Source organism: Brevundimonas sp. FG8, assembly GCF_057808845.1.
In genome coordinates, this window is the sequence record NZ_JBMDIU010000019.1 from 1 (window position 1) to 15,771 (window position 15,771).

Below are 15,771 nucleotides of genomic sequence, written 5' to 3' on the forward strand. Positions count from 1 at the left end.
CTCTCCATCGCCCGCTTCAAGGCGATGGGGAGGACAGATCGCGCAGCGATCAGGAAGGGGGCGGCGCAGGCGTTTGACGGTTAGCCGCCGACACCGGTGTTCGAGACCTGTCCGGCCACCACCGGGCCGCCCTCTCCTGACCGTCGCTGCCGCGCCGGTCTGTCCTCTCCATTCGCCTGAGGGCGAATGGAGAGGTGAGCGCAGGCAGAACACCTTGCCCCCTCCCTCGGCCCGGGTCACAACCTTCGCCATGAGCACCAGCTACAATCGCATCGCCTATGAGGCGCTGGAAGTCTGCAACGGGGTGACCCTCGCGACCGTGAAAGACGCCGTGGCGCGGGCGGGGCTGGCGCCCGGCGCGCGGGCGGCGGATGTCGGGACCGGCAATGCGACCGTGGCGATCCGGTTGGCGCAGACCTTCGGCCTTGCGACGACGGCCATCGAATATGATCCGGGCATGGCCGAGCTGGCCGCCGGGCGGATCGCGGCGTCAGGCGCGGCGGTCGAGCTGGTCATCGGATCGGCGGCGGATGTGCTGACGGACCTCCCGCCGCTGGACCTGATCACGGCCCTCGGGACCACCAACATTACCGGCGAAGGGCGGCCGTCGCCCGAGGCGGGGTTCGCCTTTCTGAAGACCCGCCTGACGCCCGGCGGATACCTGTTGTGGGGGGATCTGGTCTGGATCGCGGAACCGCCGGGGCCGCTGAGGCAGATCGCGGAAGCCACCAATCAGTATACGGACGATTCAGACTGGAAAGCCGCCGCCGGAGCCGCGGGGTTCGAGGTCCTCTGGTCCGAAATCTCGCCGCAGGCGGTGTTTGACGCCTATGCCGCGGCGGCGGACAGCGCCGCGCGACACTGGCTGGCGACGAACGCGGATGCGCCGGAAGCGGCGTCGGTTCAGGCGGTCGCCGACCGGGTGAAGATGGTGCTGGAGTTCGGCCGCCCCTTTATCGGGTTCGGACTGTACCTGCTGAAGGCGCCCGCCTGATCAGGCCGTCCGGATGATCCCGTTGGTCGCCTGAACCGGCCAGGGTGTCAGGCGTCCACCCGCGCAGGGACCGCCCGTGCAGACCCCCGTCAGGGGCTCGAACACAGCGCCGTGCCAGCCGCACAGGATCAGGGCGCCGTCCGGAGTCAGATACCGGTCCAGCTCCATCGCCAGCGGATAACCGGCGTGCGGGCAGCGGTCGATGTAGCCCGCGACCTGACCGTCCTTGCGGACGACGAAGCCGTGGAAGAAGGCCTCGCCGATCTGGAGCACGAAGGCGCGCGAGCCGGGATCGGGGATGTCATCCTCGGCGCACAGGGCGACGTTGGGCGGGGTCTTCCAGACCCGCTTCCGCTCAGCCTGAATCCCGGACACGGTCAGTCGCGCTCGGCGCGCAGGGGGCGGGACAGCAGGTTGTCGATGACCTCATCCACCGTGGTCTCGCCGCTGAGCAGGGCGGCGACGGCGAGGGAGATGGGCATGTCGACGCCCATTTTCGCGGCCAGTTCGCGCACGGCGGGGGCGGATTCATAGCCTTCGGCGACCGAGCGCTTCCCGGCCAGCGCCTGTTCGACGGTCTGGCCCTGACCGAGGGCGAGGCCGAGGCTCATGTTGCGCGATTGCGGGCTGGAGCAGGTGAGGACCAGATCACCCAGACCGCAGAGACCCGCGACGGTCTCGGCCTGACCGCCCAGGGCGACGCCCAGACGGGTCATTTCGGCGAAGCCGCGCGTGATGATGGCGGCGTGGGCGCTGCGGCCCAGCCCCTTGCCCTCGCTCATGCCGCAGGCGATGGCCAGCACGTTCTTGATGGCCCCGCCGACCTCGGCGCCGATCAGATCGGTCGCCAGATACGGACGGAAGGCCGGGGCCGACAGGGAGGCCATCAGAGCTTCGCCCAGAGCCTCGTCCGCACAGGCCAAGGTGACCGCGCTGGGCAAACCACGCGCGACCTCGCCCGCGAAACTGGGCCCGGACAGGACGGCGATGGGCGCCTCGGGCAGGGTCTCGGACAGCACGTCCGTCATCAGCTTCAGCGAGCCGCGCTCGATGCCCTTGGAGCAGAGCACCACCGGCACGTCCGCCCGGTGATGGGGGGCGAAGGCCGTCAGGGTGGAGCGCATGTGCTGGGCGGGCGGCACGGCCAGAATGACGTCGCAGTCGGCCAGATCGGCCAGTTCGGTCGTGACCGAGATCCGGTCGCCCAGGGTCACGCCGGGCAGGAAGGCCTCGTTGATCCGCCGCTCGCGGATGCTCTCGACCACGTCGGGCTCACGCGCCTGCAGCAGCACGTCCAGCCCGGCGCAATTGGCCACCTGCGCCAGGGCCGTGCCCCATGCGCCGCCGCCGATCACCCCTGCCCGCCTGAATTCCATACCCGCTCCCAGCCCCTTAAGCCTTCGCGCCCTTGCGGCCCGGCTTGTGGGCCGGGTCGGCGAGCGCCTTCTGTTCATCCAGCGGCCAGCGTGGGCGGGCCGCCGTATCGATATCCGACACCAGACCCTTCCGCAGACGCTCGGCGCCCGCAAGAGCGATCATCGCCGCATTGTCCGTGCAATAGGCCATGGGCGGGGCGAGGAAGTCGAACCCGTTTTTCGTCGCGACGGCCTCCAGCGTGGCCCGGACGGTCCTGTTCGCCGCCACGCCGCCGGCGACGACAAAGAGGCGGCTGGAATTGTGTTCCGCATATTCCTTCAGCGCCCGGTCCGAGCGTTCGCCCAGCTGGCGAGCGATGGCGGTCTGGACGGCGTCAGCGAGGTCGGCCTTGTCCTGCTCAGTCTCGCAGGTCGAGGCGAGGCGCGAAGCGGCGGTCTTCAGGCCCGAGAAGGAGAAGTCGCAATCCTTGCGGCCCAGCAGGGCCCGCGGCAGGTCGAAACGCGCCCCGTCGCCGGAGGCCGCCAGCCTCTCCAGCGCCGGGCCGCCCGGGTAGCCGAGGCCCAGCGCCTTGGCGATCTTGTCGAAGGCCTCGCCCGCCGCATCGTCGATGGTGGTGCCCAGCCGGGTCATGTCGCCGACGCCGCGCACCTCCAGCAACTGGCAATGGCCGCCCGAGACCAGCAGCAGCAGGAAGGGATAGGCGACCGGCCGACCCAGACGGGCCGAGACGGCGTGGCCCTCCAGATGGTTCACCGCCACCAGAGGCAGGTCGCGGGCCAGCGCAACGGCCTTGCCGTAGCTGAGCCCGACCATGACCCCGCCGACGAGGCCCGGCCCGGCGGTGGCGGCGACCCCGTCCAGCCCGTCATAATCGAGCCCGGCCTCGGCCATGGCGCGGCGGGTGACGCCGTCGATCATTTCCACGTGACTGCGGGCCGCGATCTCGGGCACGACGCCGCCGAAGGCCGCGTGATCGTCGATCTGGCTGTGCACCACCGACGACAGGACCGTCGCTTCGCCCTCCGGCGACAGGCGCACGACCGAGGCGGCGGTCTCGTCACAGCTGGTCTCCAGACCCAGGACGATCAGGTCCGCGACGCGCGCGTCGGTTGCCCGACCCGGCTCGCTGCTATAGTCCGCGCCAACTGTCATCCGGGTCGAGGTAGCGACCCTGTCGAACCCGCGCAACGTCTCATGCCCTTTCCGATCCGCATCGGCACCCGCCGCTCCAAGCTCGCCCTGACCCAGTCGGGGATGATGCAGCGCGCCATCGGCCGGGCCATGGGGGTCGCCGACGCCGATCTGGCCGAAGCCGTGCCACTGGTCGAGATCGTCACCACCGGGGACCGGGTGCAGGACCGCCGCCTGCTCGAGATCGGGGGCAAGGCCCTGTTCACCAAGGAGATCGAGGAAGCGCTGCTGGACGGCCGTGTCGATGTTGCGGTTCACTCGATGAAGGACGTCCCGGCCGAGCAGCCGCCCGGCCTGTGCATCGCCGCCATCCCCGAGCGCGAGGATCCGCGCGACGCCTTCATCAGCACCCATTTCGCCGCGTTCGATGCGCTTCCGGCGGGCGCCGTGCTGGGCACCGCCTCGCTGCGGCGGCAGGCGCAGGCGCTGGCCCTGCGGCCCGACCTGAAGATCGAGATGCTGCGCGGCAATGTCGACACCCGGCTGAAGCGGCTGGCCGACGGCGATTTCGACGCCATCCTTCTGGCGACCTCGGGCCTGAACCGGCTGGGCTTCGATGAGGTGATCCGCGAGCGGCTGTCGCTGGACGCCTTCCTGCCCGCGCCGGGCCAGGGTGCACTGGCCCTGCAGACCCGCGAGGGCGAGAGCGCCGCCTGGGTCGCGCCCCTGAATCACCCGCTGACCGCGCTCGCCGTCGCCGCCGAACGCGGCGCCATGACCGCGCTGGAAGGCTCGTGCCGCACCGCCATCGGCGCCCATGCCGAAATCAGCGAGGGACACCTTCGGCTGACGGTCGAGATGCTGGCGCCGGACGGCTCGGCGCGCTGGCGCCGGGCGGGCGAGATGGTGGACGTCAGCGCCGCCGACGCCGAAGCGGTCGCCCGCGCGCTGGGCCTGCGGCTGGGCGCCGAGGTGCACGCCGCCGCCGGCGACCAGAGGATCGACCTCTGACGGGCCTGCGCCGCGTCTGGGTGACCCGGACCGAGCCGGGCGCGTCGCGCACGGCGGCGCGACTGGCCGCACGCGGTTTCGAGCCCCTGATCGCCCCGGTTCTGGCGATTCGCCCGATCCTCCAGCCCGCGCCCGACCTGACCGGGATCACGGCCCTCGCCTTCACCAGCCCCAACGGCGTGGCCGTCTTCGCCGACCTGAGCGCCGACCGGTCCCTGCCCGTCTTCGCGGTGGGCGACGCGACGGCCGAACGCGCGAGGCAGGCGGGGTTCGCCACTGTCGCCTCGGCCTCCGGCGCCCTGTCGGACCTGGCCTGGCTGATCTCGGGCGAGGCGACCGGCCGTATTCTGGTCCCCGGCGCGCGTCAGCCGGCGGGCGATCTGGACGCCCTGCTGAACGGGGCGGTCGAGACGGTGATCCTGCCGATCTATGAGGCGACGGAGACCAAGGCGACGCCGCCCGCGGATTTCGACGCCGTTCTGGTCCACTCCCCTCGCGCGGCGCAGGCGGTGGCCGGTGTGCTGGGCCGGACCGGCGGCGCCGGACGACTGGCGGTGGCCATTTCAGCGGCGGCGGCCGCCCCGCTGGCGGCGGCCGGATTCGCCGAAATCCGCACCGCGGGCGAGCCGACGGACGCCGCCGTGCTTCTGGCGCTTGGCAATCCCGCGCCTCACGTATAAAGAGCCCCTCTCGCGCGGCTCGGGACAGACCCGATCCGACGACAGGCCGCTTTAGCTCAGCTGGTAGAGCACCTCATTCGTAATGAGGGGGTCGCGTGTTCGAGTCACGCAAGCGGCACCACCTTTCCAGAGCACCACTAGCTTTGACGCCCGGCCGGGATGAGCCGGAAGGCGCTTTGGCTTGGGAGTTGCGTGGGTATGCAGTGGGGAGTGCCCTCACGAGAGCTCGCCTTCGTAATGAGGGGGTCGCGTGTTCGAGTCACCTAAGCGGCACCACTTTCCTTCTCCACCGTCCTAGTTGAACACCGCGTGGTATTTCCGGCGCGGGCCGGGGGCGGTTTGCGTGGGGATCAGGTGGATGGAGACGGCCTCGGCATCCTGGCCCGGACGCATCAGGTAGTGGCCCTCGACCAGCAGGGTGTCCCAGGGCGTGCTGAAGATCAGGACAAAGGGATCGCGCCCGCCGGGCATGCCGCCGCGCAGGTTCTCGACCTCATCCAGCTGGATGGTTATGGCCTTGGGCTGGGTGTCGACCAGCCACTGACGGCCCGCGAAGGGCGTGAAGTGATAGGCCTGCAACAGCATCGGCGGCGATTCAACGGACATGGCGTCTTCCCCTGCGCCACTTCGTCGGGCGCGCGATCACATGGTGCATGTTCGCGCGAGGTCTGCAATCTGAAGGCATGAAATATTCCAGACCCTTACCCGAAGTTGATCTGCGCGACGCGGGTCCGGCCGACGCGGACTTCATGGAGGCGCTGGCGCGGATCCATCTGGCGGAAAATCTGGGCGCGCCGCCGGGGGTTGAGGCCGGGCCGTTGCTGGAGATGCAGATGCGGTCAAGGGCGATGATGCTGGAGCACAGTTTTCCGGACCTGCGGCGACGGGTCGGACAGATCGGGGACGCGCCGGTCGCGGTCCTGCTGACGGCGATCCGGGACGGGGCTCTGCATGTGGTCGAGATCGCCACGGCGCCGCGGTGGCGCAGGCGCGGGGTCGGGGTTGCGCTTCTGGAGCGCGTCGCGGCGGAAGCGCGGGCCGGCGGGCAGGACGCGACCGCCCACATCTTCGTCACCAACACCGCATCCCTGGGCCTGTTCAGCGGCGCCGGCTTCACCTTGACCGCGCAGCCGGGCGCCGCGCAGGTCGTCGCCCGGTTGAGAACGGGTATCACCGTTACGCCGGACATAGCCTGACTCCAAAAGCTATGCCATGGTTGTGTGATCGATAAAATTCGCGCGTTGCGAAGACCGATCAGGAGGGAAAATCCATGGATGTCTTTGTCGGCACCATCATGACGTTCGGCTTCAATTTCGCGCCGCACAACTGGGCTCTGTGCAACGGCCAGCAGATCGCCGTTCAACAGAATACCGCACTGTTCTCGCTGCTGGGCACCTATTACGGCGGCAACGGCACGACCAACTTCCTGCTTCCCAACATGCAGAGCCGCCTGCCGGTGGGCATGGGGCAGGGTCCGGGCCTGTCGGCCTATACGATCGGCGAGGCCAGCGGGACCGAAACCACCAGCATCAGCATCCTGAACATGCCGGCGCACAACCACCCGATCTCGGTGAACAACACGGCCGCGACCGTGAACGTCCCCACCACCGGCGTGGCCATCGCTGACGCCAACGGCTCCGACCCGACCAACGGCGATGCGGTTACGGTGAATATCTACGCTCCGGCCGCGCCCAACACCGTGCTGCACCCACAGACCTGCGGCGTGTCGGGCGGCAACCAGCCGATCTCGATTCTGCAGCCGACCCTGGCGGTCAACTATTCGATCGCCCTGTACGGCATCTATCCGAGCCGGAACTGACGATCGGCGCCACACATTGCGACAGATCGGCCGTCGGCATGACGGCTGATCTGGACGCCCCGCCCTGAACGGCCTAGCAAGACCGCAGTATCGGAGCGGTCCATGTCGCCAGGCCTCAGCGCGCGCCAGGAAGAATGTCTAAGGCTTACAGCCTTCCTGACCGACAAGGAGATCGCCGCCCGGTTGGGTCTGTCGGAAGCCACCGTCAAGAAACATGTGCATGAGGCCTGCCGCCGTCTGGGCGTGAACCGGCGCAAGGCGGCCCTGGCGCTTCTGGAACGAAAAGTACCAGAGGATACGAAAGACCCCATTGGCGGCTCCCTTTCCGCTGCGTTTTCTGCCCCTGACGTCAGGGAGGCAGACGATGATTTCGCAGAAACGGCCCCTACCCCAGTGGACCTGGGAGGATCTGGAAGCGGCGCTGGACGGGTTCAGCACGCTGGGCGAGAGCGACCCGGTGCGGGCGCACCTGATGCGGGGGCTGGCGGCGGACGCCGAACGGGCGAGCCCGCGGGAACTGCTGCAGCAGGTGCTGAGCGCGGGCTGGGTCATGGCGCAGGTGGGCGCGCAGAGCCCCGCCTCGGATACCGCCCCCCGCCGCGCAATTGGGGCGTCCGCATCCTGATCATCGTTGTGATGCTGGTGCTGGCGGCGGTGATGATGCGGGCGATCGCCGACAGCATCGTGGCCTATCAACGTCAGGTCCGGGTGATCGACGAAACCGTCATGCAAGGCGCTCCCCCGACGTCGGCCCGCTAGGGTCGTTCGGGGGCTCCGCCGACTGGAGGAGCCATGGCGCCCTTTCAAATCTTCTACCTGTTGCTGAGCCTGCTGGTCTTCGCTGTCGCCTGGATGCGCGGCGGGCATACCGAACGGGCCGGCGTGGCCATCTTCGTGCTGGCCTTCGTCGCCAGTCTGATGGTGCAGCCCCTGACCGTGAACCAGTTTCGGCTGGGCGAGGCGTTGGTGGATCTGGCTCTGTGCGGCGCCCTGGTGTGGCTGGCCCTGCGTCGGGATCGCTGGTGGACCCTCGCGGCGGCGGCTTTCGCCGGACTGACGATGATCGCCCACGCCCTGATGTTCATGACGCCCCATCTGGAGCAGGCGCACGTCCGGATGGATGTCGCCTCCCGCTGGGGCATCGGGGTGTTACTGATCCTGTGTCTGGCCGCCGGCGTGCTGGAGCGGTGGATGGCCGGAGAACGTCCCGCCAGCAACGAAGCGCGCTGGCGTCGACCGGAACGCCCGGCGACTTGAACATATAAACATACCTTTATATGTTTGGCGGACCGTCGCTGAGGAGCCCGCCTTGTCCCGTACTTCCTTCCTGTTCACTTCGGAGAGCGTTTCCGAGGGCCATCCGGACAAGGTCGCCGACCGCATCTCCGACACCGTGGTGGACCTGTTCCTGTCCAGGGACCCGGAAGCGCGGGTGGCGTGCGAGACCCTGACGACGACCAATCTGGTGGTGCTGGCCGGTGAAATCCGCGGCCACGGCATCATGGGCAAGGACGGCCAGTGGGCCCCCGGCATCGAGGCCGAGATCGAGGCCGCCGTCCGCGCCGCCGTGCGCGACATTGGCTATGAGCAGGACCAGTTCCACTGGGACACCTTCGAGTTCCAGAACCATCTGCACGGCCAGTCGGCCGACATCGCGGTGGGGGTGGACGCCGAAGGCACCAAGGACGAGGGCGCCGGCGATCAGGGCATCATGTTCGGCTATGCGTCGAACGAAACCCCGGAGCTGATGCCGGCGACCCTGGCCTACAGCCACCGCATCCTGAAGGAGCTGGCCGCGCTACGTCACGCGGGCGGTTCGATCCTGGAGCCGGACGCCAAGTCGCAGGTGACCCTGCACTATGAGGACGGCAAGCCGGTGCGGGCGACCTCCATCGTCGTCTCGACCCAGCACGCCAAGGGCAAGACCCAGGCCGAAGTCGCCGCCGTGGTGAAGCCGGTGGTTGAAAGCGTGCTGCCGCAGGGCTTCATCACCAATGAGACCGTCTGGCACATCAATCCGACCGGCATCTTCGAGATCGGCGGACCGGACGGCGACACCGGCCTGACCGGCCGCAAGATCATCGTCGACACCTACGGCGGCGCGGCGCCCCACGGCGGCGGCGCCTTCTCGGGCAAGGACCCGACCAAGGTGGACCGCTCGGCCGCCTACGCCTGCCGCTATCTGGCGAAGAACGTGGTGGCCGCCGGTCTGGCCGACCGCTGCACCATCCAGATCAGCTACGCCATCGGCGTGGCCGAGCCGCAGTCGATCCACGTCGACCTGCACGGCACCGGCAAGATTTCCGAGGCGTTGCTGGAGGACAACATTCTGGGCCTGATCGGCGGCGCGACCCCGCGCGCCATCCGGGAGCATCTGGGCCTTAACAAGCCGATCTACGCCCGCACCGCCGCCTATGGCCACTTCGGCCGCGAGCCGGACGCCGAGGGCGGCTTCTCCTGGGAGAAGACGGATCTGGTCGAGAAGCTGAAGGCGCTTGCCTGAGGCGAGAGGCAGTAGGCAATAGGCAGTAGGGCCGCGGCGGAAACGTCGCGGCCCTTCGCATTGGCCCCGCGCTTTGCCTACTGCCTACTGCCTATCTGCCTGTTCCCTGCTGCCTTCCCCCTCTTCAGCCGCTATACGCCCCGCCATGGCCTCCGATAACGACACCTCCAACACCCCCACCTGGGGCCCGCTGCGCTCGTTCGGGCGCATCAAGTCGCGCACGCTCAAGCCGCGTCAGGCGGCGCTGTTCGATACCCTGCTGCCGACGATCAGCGTTCCCGATCCGGCGAACGGACCGATTGATCCGCAGGCCCTGATGCCCGGCGCGAAGGAAGTCTGGCTGGAGATCGGCTTCGGCGGCGGCGAGCATCTGGCGGCGCAGGCGGCGCGGCATCCGGACGCGCTGATGATCGGCTGCGAGCCCTTCCTGAACGGCGTCGGCTCGGCCCTGCGTCACATCGAGGACGGCGATCTGAAGAATGTGCGCATCCACGCCGATGACGCGCGCGATGTGATGAAGGCCCTGCCGGACGCCTCGCTGGACCGGGTGATGATCCTGTTCCCCGACCCCTGGCACAAGGCTCGTCACAACAAGCGTCGGCTGATCCAGGACGAAAGCGCCGCCGAGATCGCACGCTTGCTGAAGTCGGGCGGTCGCCTGCGGTTCGTGACGGACTGGAAGGACTATGCCGAATGGGCGCTGGAGCGTCTGGAGCGCACGCCGGGCCTGGAATGGACGGCCGACCGCGCCGCCGACTGGAAGACCGCGCCGGAGGACCACGTCGTCACCCGCTACGAAGAGAAGAAGCTGGGCGACACGGAGCCGCTGTTCCTGGAGTTCGTGAAAGCGGGGTGAGGCAAGCAGGTGAAGAGTGAGCAGAGGCGTGAGCAGGACGTGAGCTCAGCGCGTATGCTCACTTCTGCGCTCACTCTTCACCCACCGCCGCAACGCGGCAGCCGCCGCCACGACGAGCGCCGACTTCACCGCCATACCGATCAGGAAGGGCGTGACGCCGTGTTCGAGCGCTGCGGACAGGCCGATGTCGGTCGCCAGCCAGCCTGCGCCGAGCGTCAGGATCAGGACGTGGGCGGCCAGCATCAGGCCGAAACGGGCGAGCAGGCCGCCCGCCCTGTCGTAGAGCAGACCGACCATGGCGGCAGCCAGCGGAAAGGCGAACAGATACCCCGCTGTCGATCCCACGAAATGCTCCAGACCTGAAGCACCGTCCGACAGGACCGGCAGGCTCGCCGCCCCGAGCGCCAGATAGAGCAGAACCGAAGCCGTCCCGCGCCCGGGTCCGAGGACCGCGCCCGCCAGCAGGATCGCGAAGGTCTGCATCGTCATCGACACCGGCGTCATGGGCACGGTGATCTGCGCGCAGAGCGCCATCAGGGCGGCGAAGGCGAGGATCAAAACGGCGGAGATCAGGGCGCGCATAGATTCCCGAACCACGCCGGCCTTCATCCGGCAAGTCAGCGCTGGCGTTCGCACCTGAAGCGGCGCAGTAACCGCCGAAATCATACCGGAGAAACGCCGTGACCCTTTCGCTTCAGGACATCGCCTCGCCCGTCTTCGTGCGCGGTCTGAACAGCCTGTCCCACCTGATCGACAAGGCCATCGAGGCCGGACTGGACGAGAACGAGCTGATGGAGGCGCGGCTGGCGCCGGACATGCTGCCCTTCCCGGCCCAGATCCGCATGGCCGCCTTCTCGGGGCGCAGCGCCGTGGCCCGCCTGACCGGTCAGGCCTGGCCGAAGACGGACGACAGCGAAACGACGCTGGCCGAGCTGAAGGCGACCATCGCCCTGTCGATCGCCTTTATCGAAGGCGTGGACGCCGCGGCGTTCGAGGGCGGCGAGACGCGCCGGGTCGAGTTGCGCTTCCCGGGCGTGGAGCTGGACTTCGAGGGCATGGGCTATCTGACCAGCTTCGCCATCCCGAACTTCTACTTCCACGTCACCACGGCCTACGCGATCCTGCGCAACCGGGGCGTGGCGCTGGGCAAGCGCGACTATCTGGGCCGGCTGGCCCTGCTTCAGGCGGCCTGATCGGCCTTCAGGCGGGCGGCGAAGGCCTGGATGAAGGCGTACTGGTCGTCGGTCTCCGGCACGGGGCGACCCCGGGCCCGACCGACGCGCAGGACGGCCTCGTCCGCGTTCATGCCGCCCGCGATCAGGGCGCAGATGGCCAGTGACGGGGCGCGGCCCAGTCCGGCGCGGCAGTGGATGACGATGGCCTGACCCGACCGGAGACGGCCGTCGATGGCGCGGGCGACGCGGGCGTAGTGCTCCACATCACCGGGCACGCCGTGGTCGACGATGGGGAAGTTGTAGAAGCCGACGCCGTGCCGTTCAGCGGCCGCGCCTTCCTCGGTCAGACCGAACCCGGCGGCCTCGGCCGGTTCCAGCATGCTGACGACATGGTCGACCATGCCGCGATGCAGGTGGGCCATCTGTTCATCGAGGGCGTCGCCGCCGTCAGGCTTGCGCGACACGCCGAGACGCCCGGGCGTGTCGAGACCGATCCAGTAAACTTTCATCGAGGGTGTTTCTGCCGTCGCCCCATGGGGAAGGCAATCCGGTATTATCAGGGCTGACAAACCCCTCATGCGGGTCTATATGCCGCTCCACATCGTTAGACCGGCTCCTAACGGCGCCGTTTGAAGCGGCGGCCCGGACGGCCAGCCGCTTTTGTTTTGCCCGGAGTACACGCCGCTTGAAGGCCAGGACCGCCGAAGACCGCCAGCTGCTTGAGCTGATCGAACCCATCGCTGAAAGCCTGGGTCTCGAGGTCGTGCGCGTGCGCCTGATGGGCGGCACCCAGCGGCGGCGTCTGCAGATCATGGCCGAGCGCGCCAGCGACCACGACATCGCGGTCGAGGAATGCGCCCGTCTGAGCCGCGCCGTGTCGGAGGTGTTCGACGCCGCCGATCCGATCGCGGGAGAGTATCTTCTGGAAGTCTCGTCGCCGGGCATCGACCGCCCGCTGACCCGCCTGAGCGACTTCGACCTGTTCGAAGGCTATGAGGCGCGTCTGGAGACGGACCGGATGGTCGAGGGCCGCAAGCGCTTCAAGGGCGTGCTGGCCGGGACCGAAGACAACAATATCGCCATCGATCTGGAAGGGGAGGACGACACCGCCCTGATCCCGTTCGAATGGCTGGTCGACGCCAAGCTGGTGCTGACCGACGAACTGATGAAGGCGGGCGCCGAAAAGCGCGCCGCCCGTAACGACGACACTCTGACCGAGACCGAGGACTGAACATGGCCGTTGGCGTTTCCGCGAACCGTCTTGAGCTGCTGCACATCGCCGATGCGGTGGCGCGCGAGAAGAACATCGACAAGGAGATCGTCATCGAGGCGATCGAGGAAGCGATCCAGAAGGGCGCCAAGGCCCGCTATGGCGCGCACCACGACATCCGCGCCAAGATCGATCCGAAGACCGGCGAACTGACCCTGACCCGTCACGTCACCATCGTGGCCGACGACTGGCAGCCGGAAGACGAGCTGGAAGAGTTCAACGACAGCGCCATGGTGCGCCTGACGGACGCCTCGAAGCGCGATCCGGAAGCCGAGGTCGGCAAGGAATACGTCGAAAACCTGCCGCCGTTCGAATTCGGTCGCGTGCAGACCCAGATGGCCCGCCAGGTCGTGACCGGGAAGGTCCGCGAGGCCGAACGCGCCAACCAGTACGAAGAGTTCAAGGACCGTGTCGGCGAGATCGTCAACGGCACCGTCAAGCGCGTCGAATACGGCAATACCATCGTCGATCTGGGCCGTGGCGAAGGCATCATGCGCCGCAACGACTCGATCCCGCGCGAAGCCTTCAACATCGGCGACCGCATCCGCACCTACATCTACGACGTCCGCCCCGAGGCGAAGGGCCCGCAGGTCATGCTGTCGCGCTCGCACCCCGGCTTTATGGCCAAGCTGTTCGCGCAGGAAGTGCCGGAAGTGTACGACGGCGTGATCGAAATCCGCGCCGCCGCCCGCGACGCCGGTTCGCGCGCCAAGATGGCCGTGCTGTCGAACGACTCGTCCATCGACCCCGTCGGCGCCTGCGTCGGCATGCGCGGCTCGCGCGTTCAGGCGGTCGTCGCCGAACTGCAGGGCGAGAAGATCGACATCATCCAGTGGAACAACGACGAGCCGACGTTCATCGTGAACGCCCTCGCCCCCGCCGAAGTGTCGAAGGTGGTGCTGGACGAGGAAGCCGACCGCGTTGAGGTCGTGGTCCCGGACGAACAGCTGTCGCTGGCCATTGGCCGCCGCGGCCAGAATGTCCGCCTGGCCTCGCAACTGACCGGCTGGCAGATCGACATCATCACGGAGTCGCAGGACTCCGAGCGCCGCCAGCGCGAGTTCACCGAGCGCACCGCCCTGTTCCAGGAAGCCCTGGACGTGGACGAGGTCATCGCCCAGCTGCTGGTCACCGAAGGCTTCGCCACGGTCGAGGATCTGGCCTTCGTCGAACCCTATGAAATCTCCGAGATCGAGGGCTTCGACGAGGATACCGCCGAGGAATTGCAGACCCGCGCCCGTGAATTCCTCGATCGCAAGGCCGCCGAGCTGGACGCCAAGCGCAAGGAGCTGGGTGTCGAGGACGGCCTGCTGGACGTGCCGGGCGTGACCCTGGCCATGACCGTCGCCCTGGGCGAAGGCGGGGTGAAGACCGTCGAGGATCTGGCCGATCTGGCCACCGACGAAATCCGCGGCGGCTATGAAGTCCGCAACGGCGAGCGTGTGAAGGTTCCGGGCGTTCTGGAAAGCTTCAACCTGGCGCAGGAAGACGCCGAGCTGCTGATCCTGCAGGCCCGCGTGGCCGCCGGCTGGATCGACGCCTCGGAACTGCCGCAGCCGGAGCCCGAGCCGGAATACGAGGAAGAATACGCCGAGGGCGAATACGACGCCGACTCCGTCTTCTCGAACACCCCGTCGGACGAAGCGTCCGAAGAGGCTCCGGCGGACGACGCCGATCAGCCCGAAAACGCGTGATGGGAGCCCCCGCCGTTCATGAGCTTGCGCGACGCAACGATCGATAGAGACCGCCGGGACCTGGTCACGCACCAGGTCATGGATGAATCTCGTCTGATCCGTTTCGTCGCCGCTCCTGACGGCGGGGTCGCCCCCGACCTGGCGCGCAAACTGCCCGGTCGCGGCCTGTGGGTCGCCGCAGACCGCGCCTCCATCGCCACGGCGGTGAAGAAAAATCTGTTCAGCCGCGCGGCGAAAGCCCCGCTGAAACCCACCGCCGATCTGCCCGATCTGGTGGAATCGCTGCTGATGAAACGCTGTCTGGAGCAGCTGGGTCTTGCCCGGCGCGAAGGCGCGCTTATCTCTGGCTTCGAAAAATCGGCCGCCGCGATCCGCTCCGGAAGGGCCGCATGGATCGTCGAGGCGGCGGACGGTTCCGCCGACGGACGAGGCAAGCTTCTGGCCCTCGCCAGACATCAGATACCGCCGCCCCGGGTGTGCGGGGTCTTCAGCGCTGACGATTTGGGTTTGGCCCTTGGGCTGGAAAATGCGATACACGCCGTCCTGCTGGAGGGCGGGCGGGCCGATCGCTGGACCTTTGAGGTCGAGAGACTGGCGGGATTTCGACCGTTGACGCCCCCGGAGTGGGGCGACGAGGCGGCTGAGGCCCCGGATGGAAATTCAGACGGGCGGGGTTCCGCTCCCTGAGGGGGGCGGCGTTCCGCACGGCTTTTTGTGTTTGACGATCAAGTTTGGATGGGCCCGGGACTTTCCCGAGCCAAAGTAAAGCGACCGGATGACTGACGAGAACGACAAGACCAACGACGGCAAAACGACCCCCTCTTCGACGGGGCCGCGCGCGCCGCTGAGCCTGAAGCCGCGGACGGCGGGATCGGTTTCGACCGGCACCGTGCGCCAGAGCTTCAGCCACGGCCGCACCAAGACCGTGGTTGTCGAAACCAAGCGCCGCGTCGGCGCGACCCCGGGCGGCCATCAGCGTCCGCAGGGCTTCGACGTCGCCCGTCCGGCCGCCGCACCGGCTGCCGCACCACAAGCGCCGCGCCCGACCGGGCCCGCGGACGGCAACCTGTCGCAATCCGAACAGGAAGCCCGTCGCCGCGCGATCGAGCTGGCCACCCAGCAGAACGCCGAGCGTGAGCGCGCCGCCGCCGAGGAACGCGCCCGCAAGGACGCCGCCGCTCGTGAGCAGGCCGCCGCCGCCGAGGCCGCCGCCAGCGCCGCCCAGGCTGAAGCCGCCGCCGCCTGCGCCGCCGCCGAGGCC

Annotated in this window: 21 protein-coding genes, 1 tRNA gene and 1 pseudogene; 17 read left to right on the forward strand and 6 right to left on the reverse strand. The window is 68.3% G+C overall.

All coding sequences use genetic code 11. The features are described from left to right. The first annotated feature begins 250 nt into the window (after positions 1 to 250). Complete coding sequence (locus ACODRV_RS17225) at positions 251 to 994, forward strand: class I SAM-dependent methyltransferase (protein WP_488909159.1); 744 nt, start codon at positions 251 to 253, stop codon at positions 992 to 994. On the opposite strand, the gene ACODRV_RS17230 is transcribed toward ACODRV_RS17225, so the two are convergent. Genes ACODRV_RS17230 through tsaD form a run of 3 tightly spaced genes read right to left on the reverse strand, consistent with a single transcriptional unit; the run spans position 995 to position 3,523 of the window. Next, complete coding sequence (locus tag ACODRV_RS17230; RefSeq protein ID WP_488909169.1) at positions 995 to 1,375, reverse strand: Rieske (2Fe-2S) protein; 381 nt, start codon at positions 1,373 to 1,375, stop codon at positions 995 to 997. It abuts the gene before it with no gap. Further along, complete coding sequence (locus ACODRV_RS17235) at positions 1,372 to 2,370, reverse strand: NAD(P)H-dependent glycerol-3-phosphate dehydrogenase (protein WP_488909160.1); 999 nt, start codon at positions 2,368 to 2,370, stop codon at positions 1,372 to 1,374. The genes ACODRV_RS17230 and ACODRV_RS17235 overlap by 4 nt, the downstream gene beginning before the upstream one ends. Positions 2,371 to 2,386: 16 nt before the next feature. Continuing rightward, on the reverse strand, positions 2,387 to 3,523 hold the full coding sequence (gene tsaD / locus ACODRV_RS17240) for a tRNA (adenosine(37)-N6)-threonylcarbamoyltransferase complex transferase subunit TsaD (RefSeq protein WP_141627956.1): 1,137 nt from the start codon (positions 3,521 to 3,523) through the stop codon (positions 2,387 to 2,389). A 42-nt stretch (positions 3,524 to 3,565) separates the two neighbouring features. Here tsaD and hemC point away from each other — a divergent pair, with 42 nt between their 5' ends. The 3 genes from hemC (at position 3,566) to ACODRV_RS17255 (ending at position 5,314) form a co-directional block, all read left to right on the forward strand. Beyond that, positions 3,566 to 4,513 (forward strand): hydroxymethylbilane synthase, encoded by a 948-nt coding sequence (hemC, locus tag ACODRV_RS17245; protein WP_488909161.1) that lies wholly within the window; start codon positions 3,566 to 3,568, stop codon positions 4,511 to 4,513. Between the two features lie 20 nt (positions 4,514 to 4,533). Further along, positions 4,534 to 5,193 (forward strand): uroporphyrinogen-III synthase, encoded by a 660-nt coding sequence (locus ACODRV_RS17250; protein ID WP_488909162.1) that lies wholly within the window; start codon positions 4,534 to 4,536, stop codon positions 5,191 to 5,193. A 45-nt stretch (positions 5,194 to 5,238) separates the two neighbouring features. After that, positions 5,239 to 5,314, forward strand: a tRNA-Thr gene (locus tag ACODRV_RS17255). A 173-nt stretch (positions 5,315 to 5,487) separates the two neighbouring features. Here ACODRV_RS17255 and ACODRV_RS17260 read toward each other — a convergent pair. Further along, positions 5,488 to 5,799, reverse strand: coding sequence for a DUF6916 family protein (locus tag ACODRV_RS17260; protein WP_141627958.1), 312 nt, complete (start codon positions 5,797 to 5,799; stop codon positions 5,488 to 5,490). Positions 5,800 to 5,876: 77 nt separating this feature from the next. Between ACODRV_RS17260 and ACODRV_RS17265 the strand changes: the two genes are divergently transcribed. From ACODRV_RS17265 to trmB, 8 genes and pseudogenes are all read left to right on the forward strand, one after another. Next, positions 5,877 to 6,389 (forward strand): GNAT family N-acetyltransferase, encoded by a 513-nt coding sequence (locus ACODRV_RS17265; RefSeq protein WP_488909163.1) that lies wholly within the window; start codon positions 5,877 to 5,879, stop codon positions 6,387 to 6,389. Positions 6,390 to 6,463: 74 nt separating this feature from the next. Then, the gene (locus tag ACODRV_RS17270; RefSeq protein ID WP_141627960.1) at positions 6,464 to 7,012 is read left to right on the forward strand and encodes a phage tail protein; all 549 of its coding nucleotides are present in this window, start codon (positions 6,464 to 6,466) and stop codon (positions 7,010 to 7,012) included. A 102-nt stretch (positions 7,013 to 7,114) separates the two neighbouring features. Further along, positions 7,115 to 7,264 (forward strand): annotated as a pseudogene (locus tag ACODRV_RS17275) (helix-turn-helix domain-containing protein); the annotation flags it as partial. A 112-nt stretch (positions 7,265 to 7,376) separates the two neighbouring features. Next, a complete protein-coding gene (locus ACODRV_RS17280) occupies positions 7,377 to 7,637 on the forward strand; it encodes a hypothetical protein (RefSeq protein WP_240811677.1) in 261 nt (86 codons plus the stop codon). Positions 7,638 to 7,645: 8 nt separating this feature from the next. Continuing rightward, a complete protein-coding gene (locus tag ACODRV_RS17285) occupies positions 7,646 to 7,771 on the forward strand; it encodes a hypothetical protein (protein WP_255431415.1) in 126 nt (41 codons plus the stop codon). A 33-nt stretch (positions 7,772 to 7,804) separates the two neighbouring features. Then, positions 7,805 to 8,269, forward strand: a complete 465-nt coding sequence (locus tag ACODRV_RS17290) for a hypothetical protein (protein ID WP_141627962.1) — start codon at positions 7,805 to 7,807, stop codon at positions 8,267 to 8,269. A gap of 52 nt (positions 8,270 to 8,321) precedes the next feature. Beyond that, on the forward strand, positions 8,322 to 9,515 hold the full coding sequence (gene metK / locus ACODRV_RS17295; RefSeq protein ID WP_488909164.1) for a methionine adenosyltransferase: 1,194 nt from the start codon (positions 8,322 to 8,324) through the stop codon (positions 9,513 to 9,515). Positions 9,516 to 9,660: 145 nt separating this feature from the next. Next, positions 9,661 to 10,371: a tRNA (guanosine(46)-N7)-methyltransferase TrmB gene (gene trmB, locus ACODRV_RS17300; RefSeq protein WP_141627964.1), complete on the forward strand. Its 711-nt coding sequence runs from the start codon at positions 9,661 to 9,663 to the stop codon at positions 10,369 to 10,371. Between the two features lie 45 nt (positions 10,372 to 10,416). On the opposite strand, the gene ACODRV_RS17305 is transcribed toward trmB, so the two are convergent. Further along, entirely contained in the window at positions 10,417 to 10,968 is a 552-nt protein-coding gene (locus ACODRV_RS17305) for a biotin transporter BioY (protein WP_488909165.1), read from the reverse strand. An 83-nt stretch (positions 10,969 to 11,051) separates the two neighbouring features. On the opposite strand from ACODRV_RS17305, the gene ACODRV_RS17310 reads away from it, so the two are divergent. After that, the gene (locus ACODRV_RS17310) at positions 11,052 to 11,564 is read left to right on the forward strand and encodes a DUF1993 domain-containing protein (RefSeq protein ID WP_141627966.1); all 513 of its coding nucleotides are present in this window, start codon (positions 11,052 to 11,054) and stop codon (positions 11,562 to 11,564) included. On the opposite strand, the gene ACODRV_RS17315 is transcribed toward ACODRV_RS17310, so the two are convergent. Further along, positions 11,552 to 12,055 carry a protein-tyrosine phosphatase family protein gene (locus ACODRV_RS17315; protein ID WP_168196881.1) on the reverse strand — a complete coding sequence of 168 codons (504 nt, stop codon included), beginning with the start codon at positions 12,053 to 12,055 and terminating at the stop codon, positions 11,552 to 11,554. The two genes, ACODRV_RS17310 and ACODRV_RS17315, sit on opposite strands and share 13 nt — an antisense overlap. A 176-nt stretch (positions 12,056 to 12,231) precedes the next feature. On the opposite strand from ACODRV_RS17315, the gene rimP reads away from it, so the two are divergent. From rimP to ACODRV_RS17335, 4 genes are all read left to right on the forward strand, one after another. Next, positions 12,232 to 12,777: a ribosome maturation factor RimP gene (gene rimP, locus ACODRV_RS17320; RefSeq protein ID WP_488909166.1), complete on the forward strand. Its 546-nt coding sequence runs from the start codon at positions 12,232 to 12,234 to the stop codon at positions 12,775 to 12,777. A gap of 2 nt (positions 12,778 to 12,779) precedes the next feature. Further along, complete coding sequence (gene nusA / locus ACODRV_RS17325; protein ID WP_141627969.1) at positions 12,780 to 14,510, forward strand: transcription termination factor NusA; 1,731 nt, start codon at positions 12,780 to 12,782, stop codon at positions 14,508 to 14,510. 18 nt (positions 14,511 to 14,528) lie between these two features. After that, the gene (locus ACODRV_RS17330) at positions 14,529 to 15,197 is read left to right on the forward strand and encodes an RNA-binding protein (protein WP_488909167.1); all 669 of its coding nucleotides are present in this window, start codon (positions 14,529 to 14,531) and stop codon (positions 15,195 to 15,197) included. A gap of 88 nt (positions 15,198 to 15,285) precedes the next feature. Next, positions 15,286 to 15,771 (forward strand): translation initiation factor IF-2 associated domain-containing protein (locus ACODRV_RS17335; protein WP_488909168.1); only part of this gene is annotated, 486 nt, incomplete at its 3' end.

What these genes read in the sequence shown, in the direction of transcription:
- ACODRV_RS17225 (WP_488909159.1), top strand. Translation starts at nt 251, where the DNA reads ATGAGCACCAGCTACAATCGCATCGCCTATGAGGCGCTGGAAGTCTGC.
- ACODRV_RS17235 (WP_488909160.1), bottom strand. Translation starts at nt 2,370, where the DNA reads ATGGAATTCAGGCGGGCAGGGGTGATCGGCGGCGGCGCATGGGGCACG.
- tsaD (WP_141627956.1), bottom strand. Translation starts at nt 3,523, where the DNA reads ATGACAGTTGGCGCGGACTATAGCAGCGAGCCGGGTCGGGCAACCGAC.
- hemC (WP_488909161.1), top strand. Translation starts at nt 3,566, where the DNA reads ATGCCCTTTCCGATCCGCATCGGCACCCGCCGCTCCAAGCTCGCCCTG.
- ACODRV_RS17260 (WP_141627958.1), bottom strand. Translation starts at nt 5,799, where the DNA reads ATGTCCGTTGAATCGCCGCCGATGCTGTTGCAGGCCTATCACTTCACG.
- ACODRV_RS17265 (WP_488909163.1), top strand. Translation starts at nt 5,877, where the DNA reads ATGAAATATTCCAGACCCTTACCCGAAGTTGATCTGCGCGACGCGGGT.
- ACODRV_RS17270 (WP_141627960.1), top strand. Translation starts at nt 6,464, where the DNA reads ATGGATGTCTTTGTCGGCACCATCATGACGTTCGGCTTCAATTTCGCG.
- ACODRV_RS17280 (WP_240811677.1), top strand. Translation starts at nt 7,377, where the DNA reads ATGATTTCGCAGAAACGGCCCCTACCCCAGTGGACCTGGGAGGATCTG.
- ACODRV_RS17290 (WP_141627962.1), top strand. Translation starts at nt 7,805, where the DNA reads ATGGCGCCCTTTCAAATCTTCTACCTGTTGCTGAGCCTGCTGGTCTTC.
- trmB (WP_141627964.1), top strand. Translation starts at nt 9,661, where the DNA reads ATGGCCTCCGATAACGACACCTCCAACACCCCCACCTGGGGCCCGCTG.
- ACODRV_RS17315 (WP_168196881.1), bottom strand. Translation starts at nt 12,055, where the DNA reads ATGAAAGTTTACTGGATCGGTCTCGACACGCCCGGGCGTCTCGGCGTG.
- nusA (WP_141627969.1), top strand. Translation starts at nt 12,780, where the DNA reads ATGGCCGTTGGCGTTTCCGCGAACCGTCTTGAGCTGCTGCACATCGCC.
- ACODRV_RS17330 (WP_488909167.1), top strand. Translation starts at nt 14,529, where the DNA reads ATGAGCTTGCGCGACGCAACGATCGATAGAGACCGCCGGGACCTGGTC.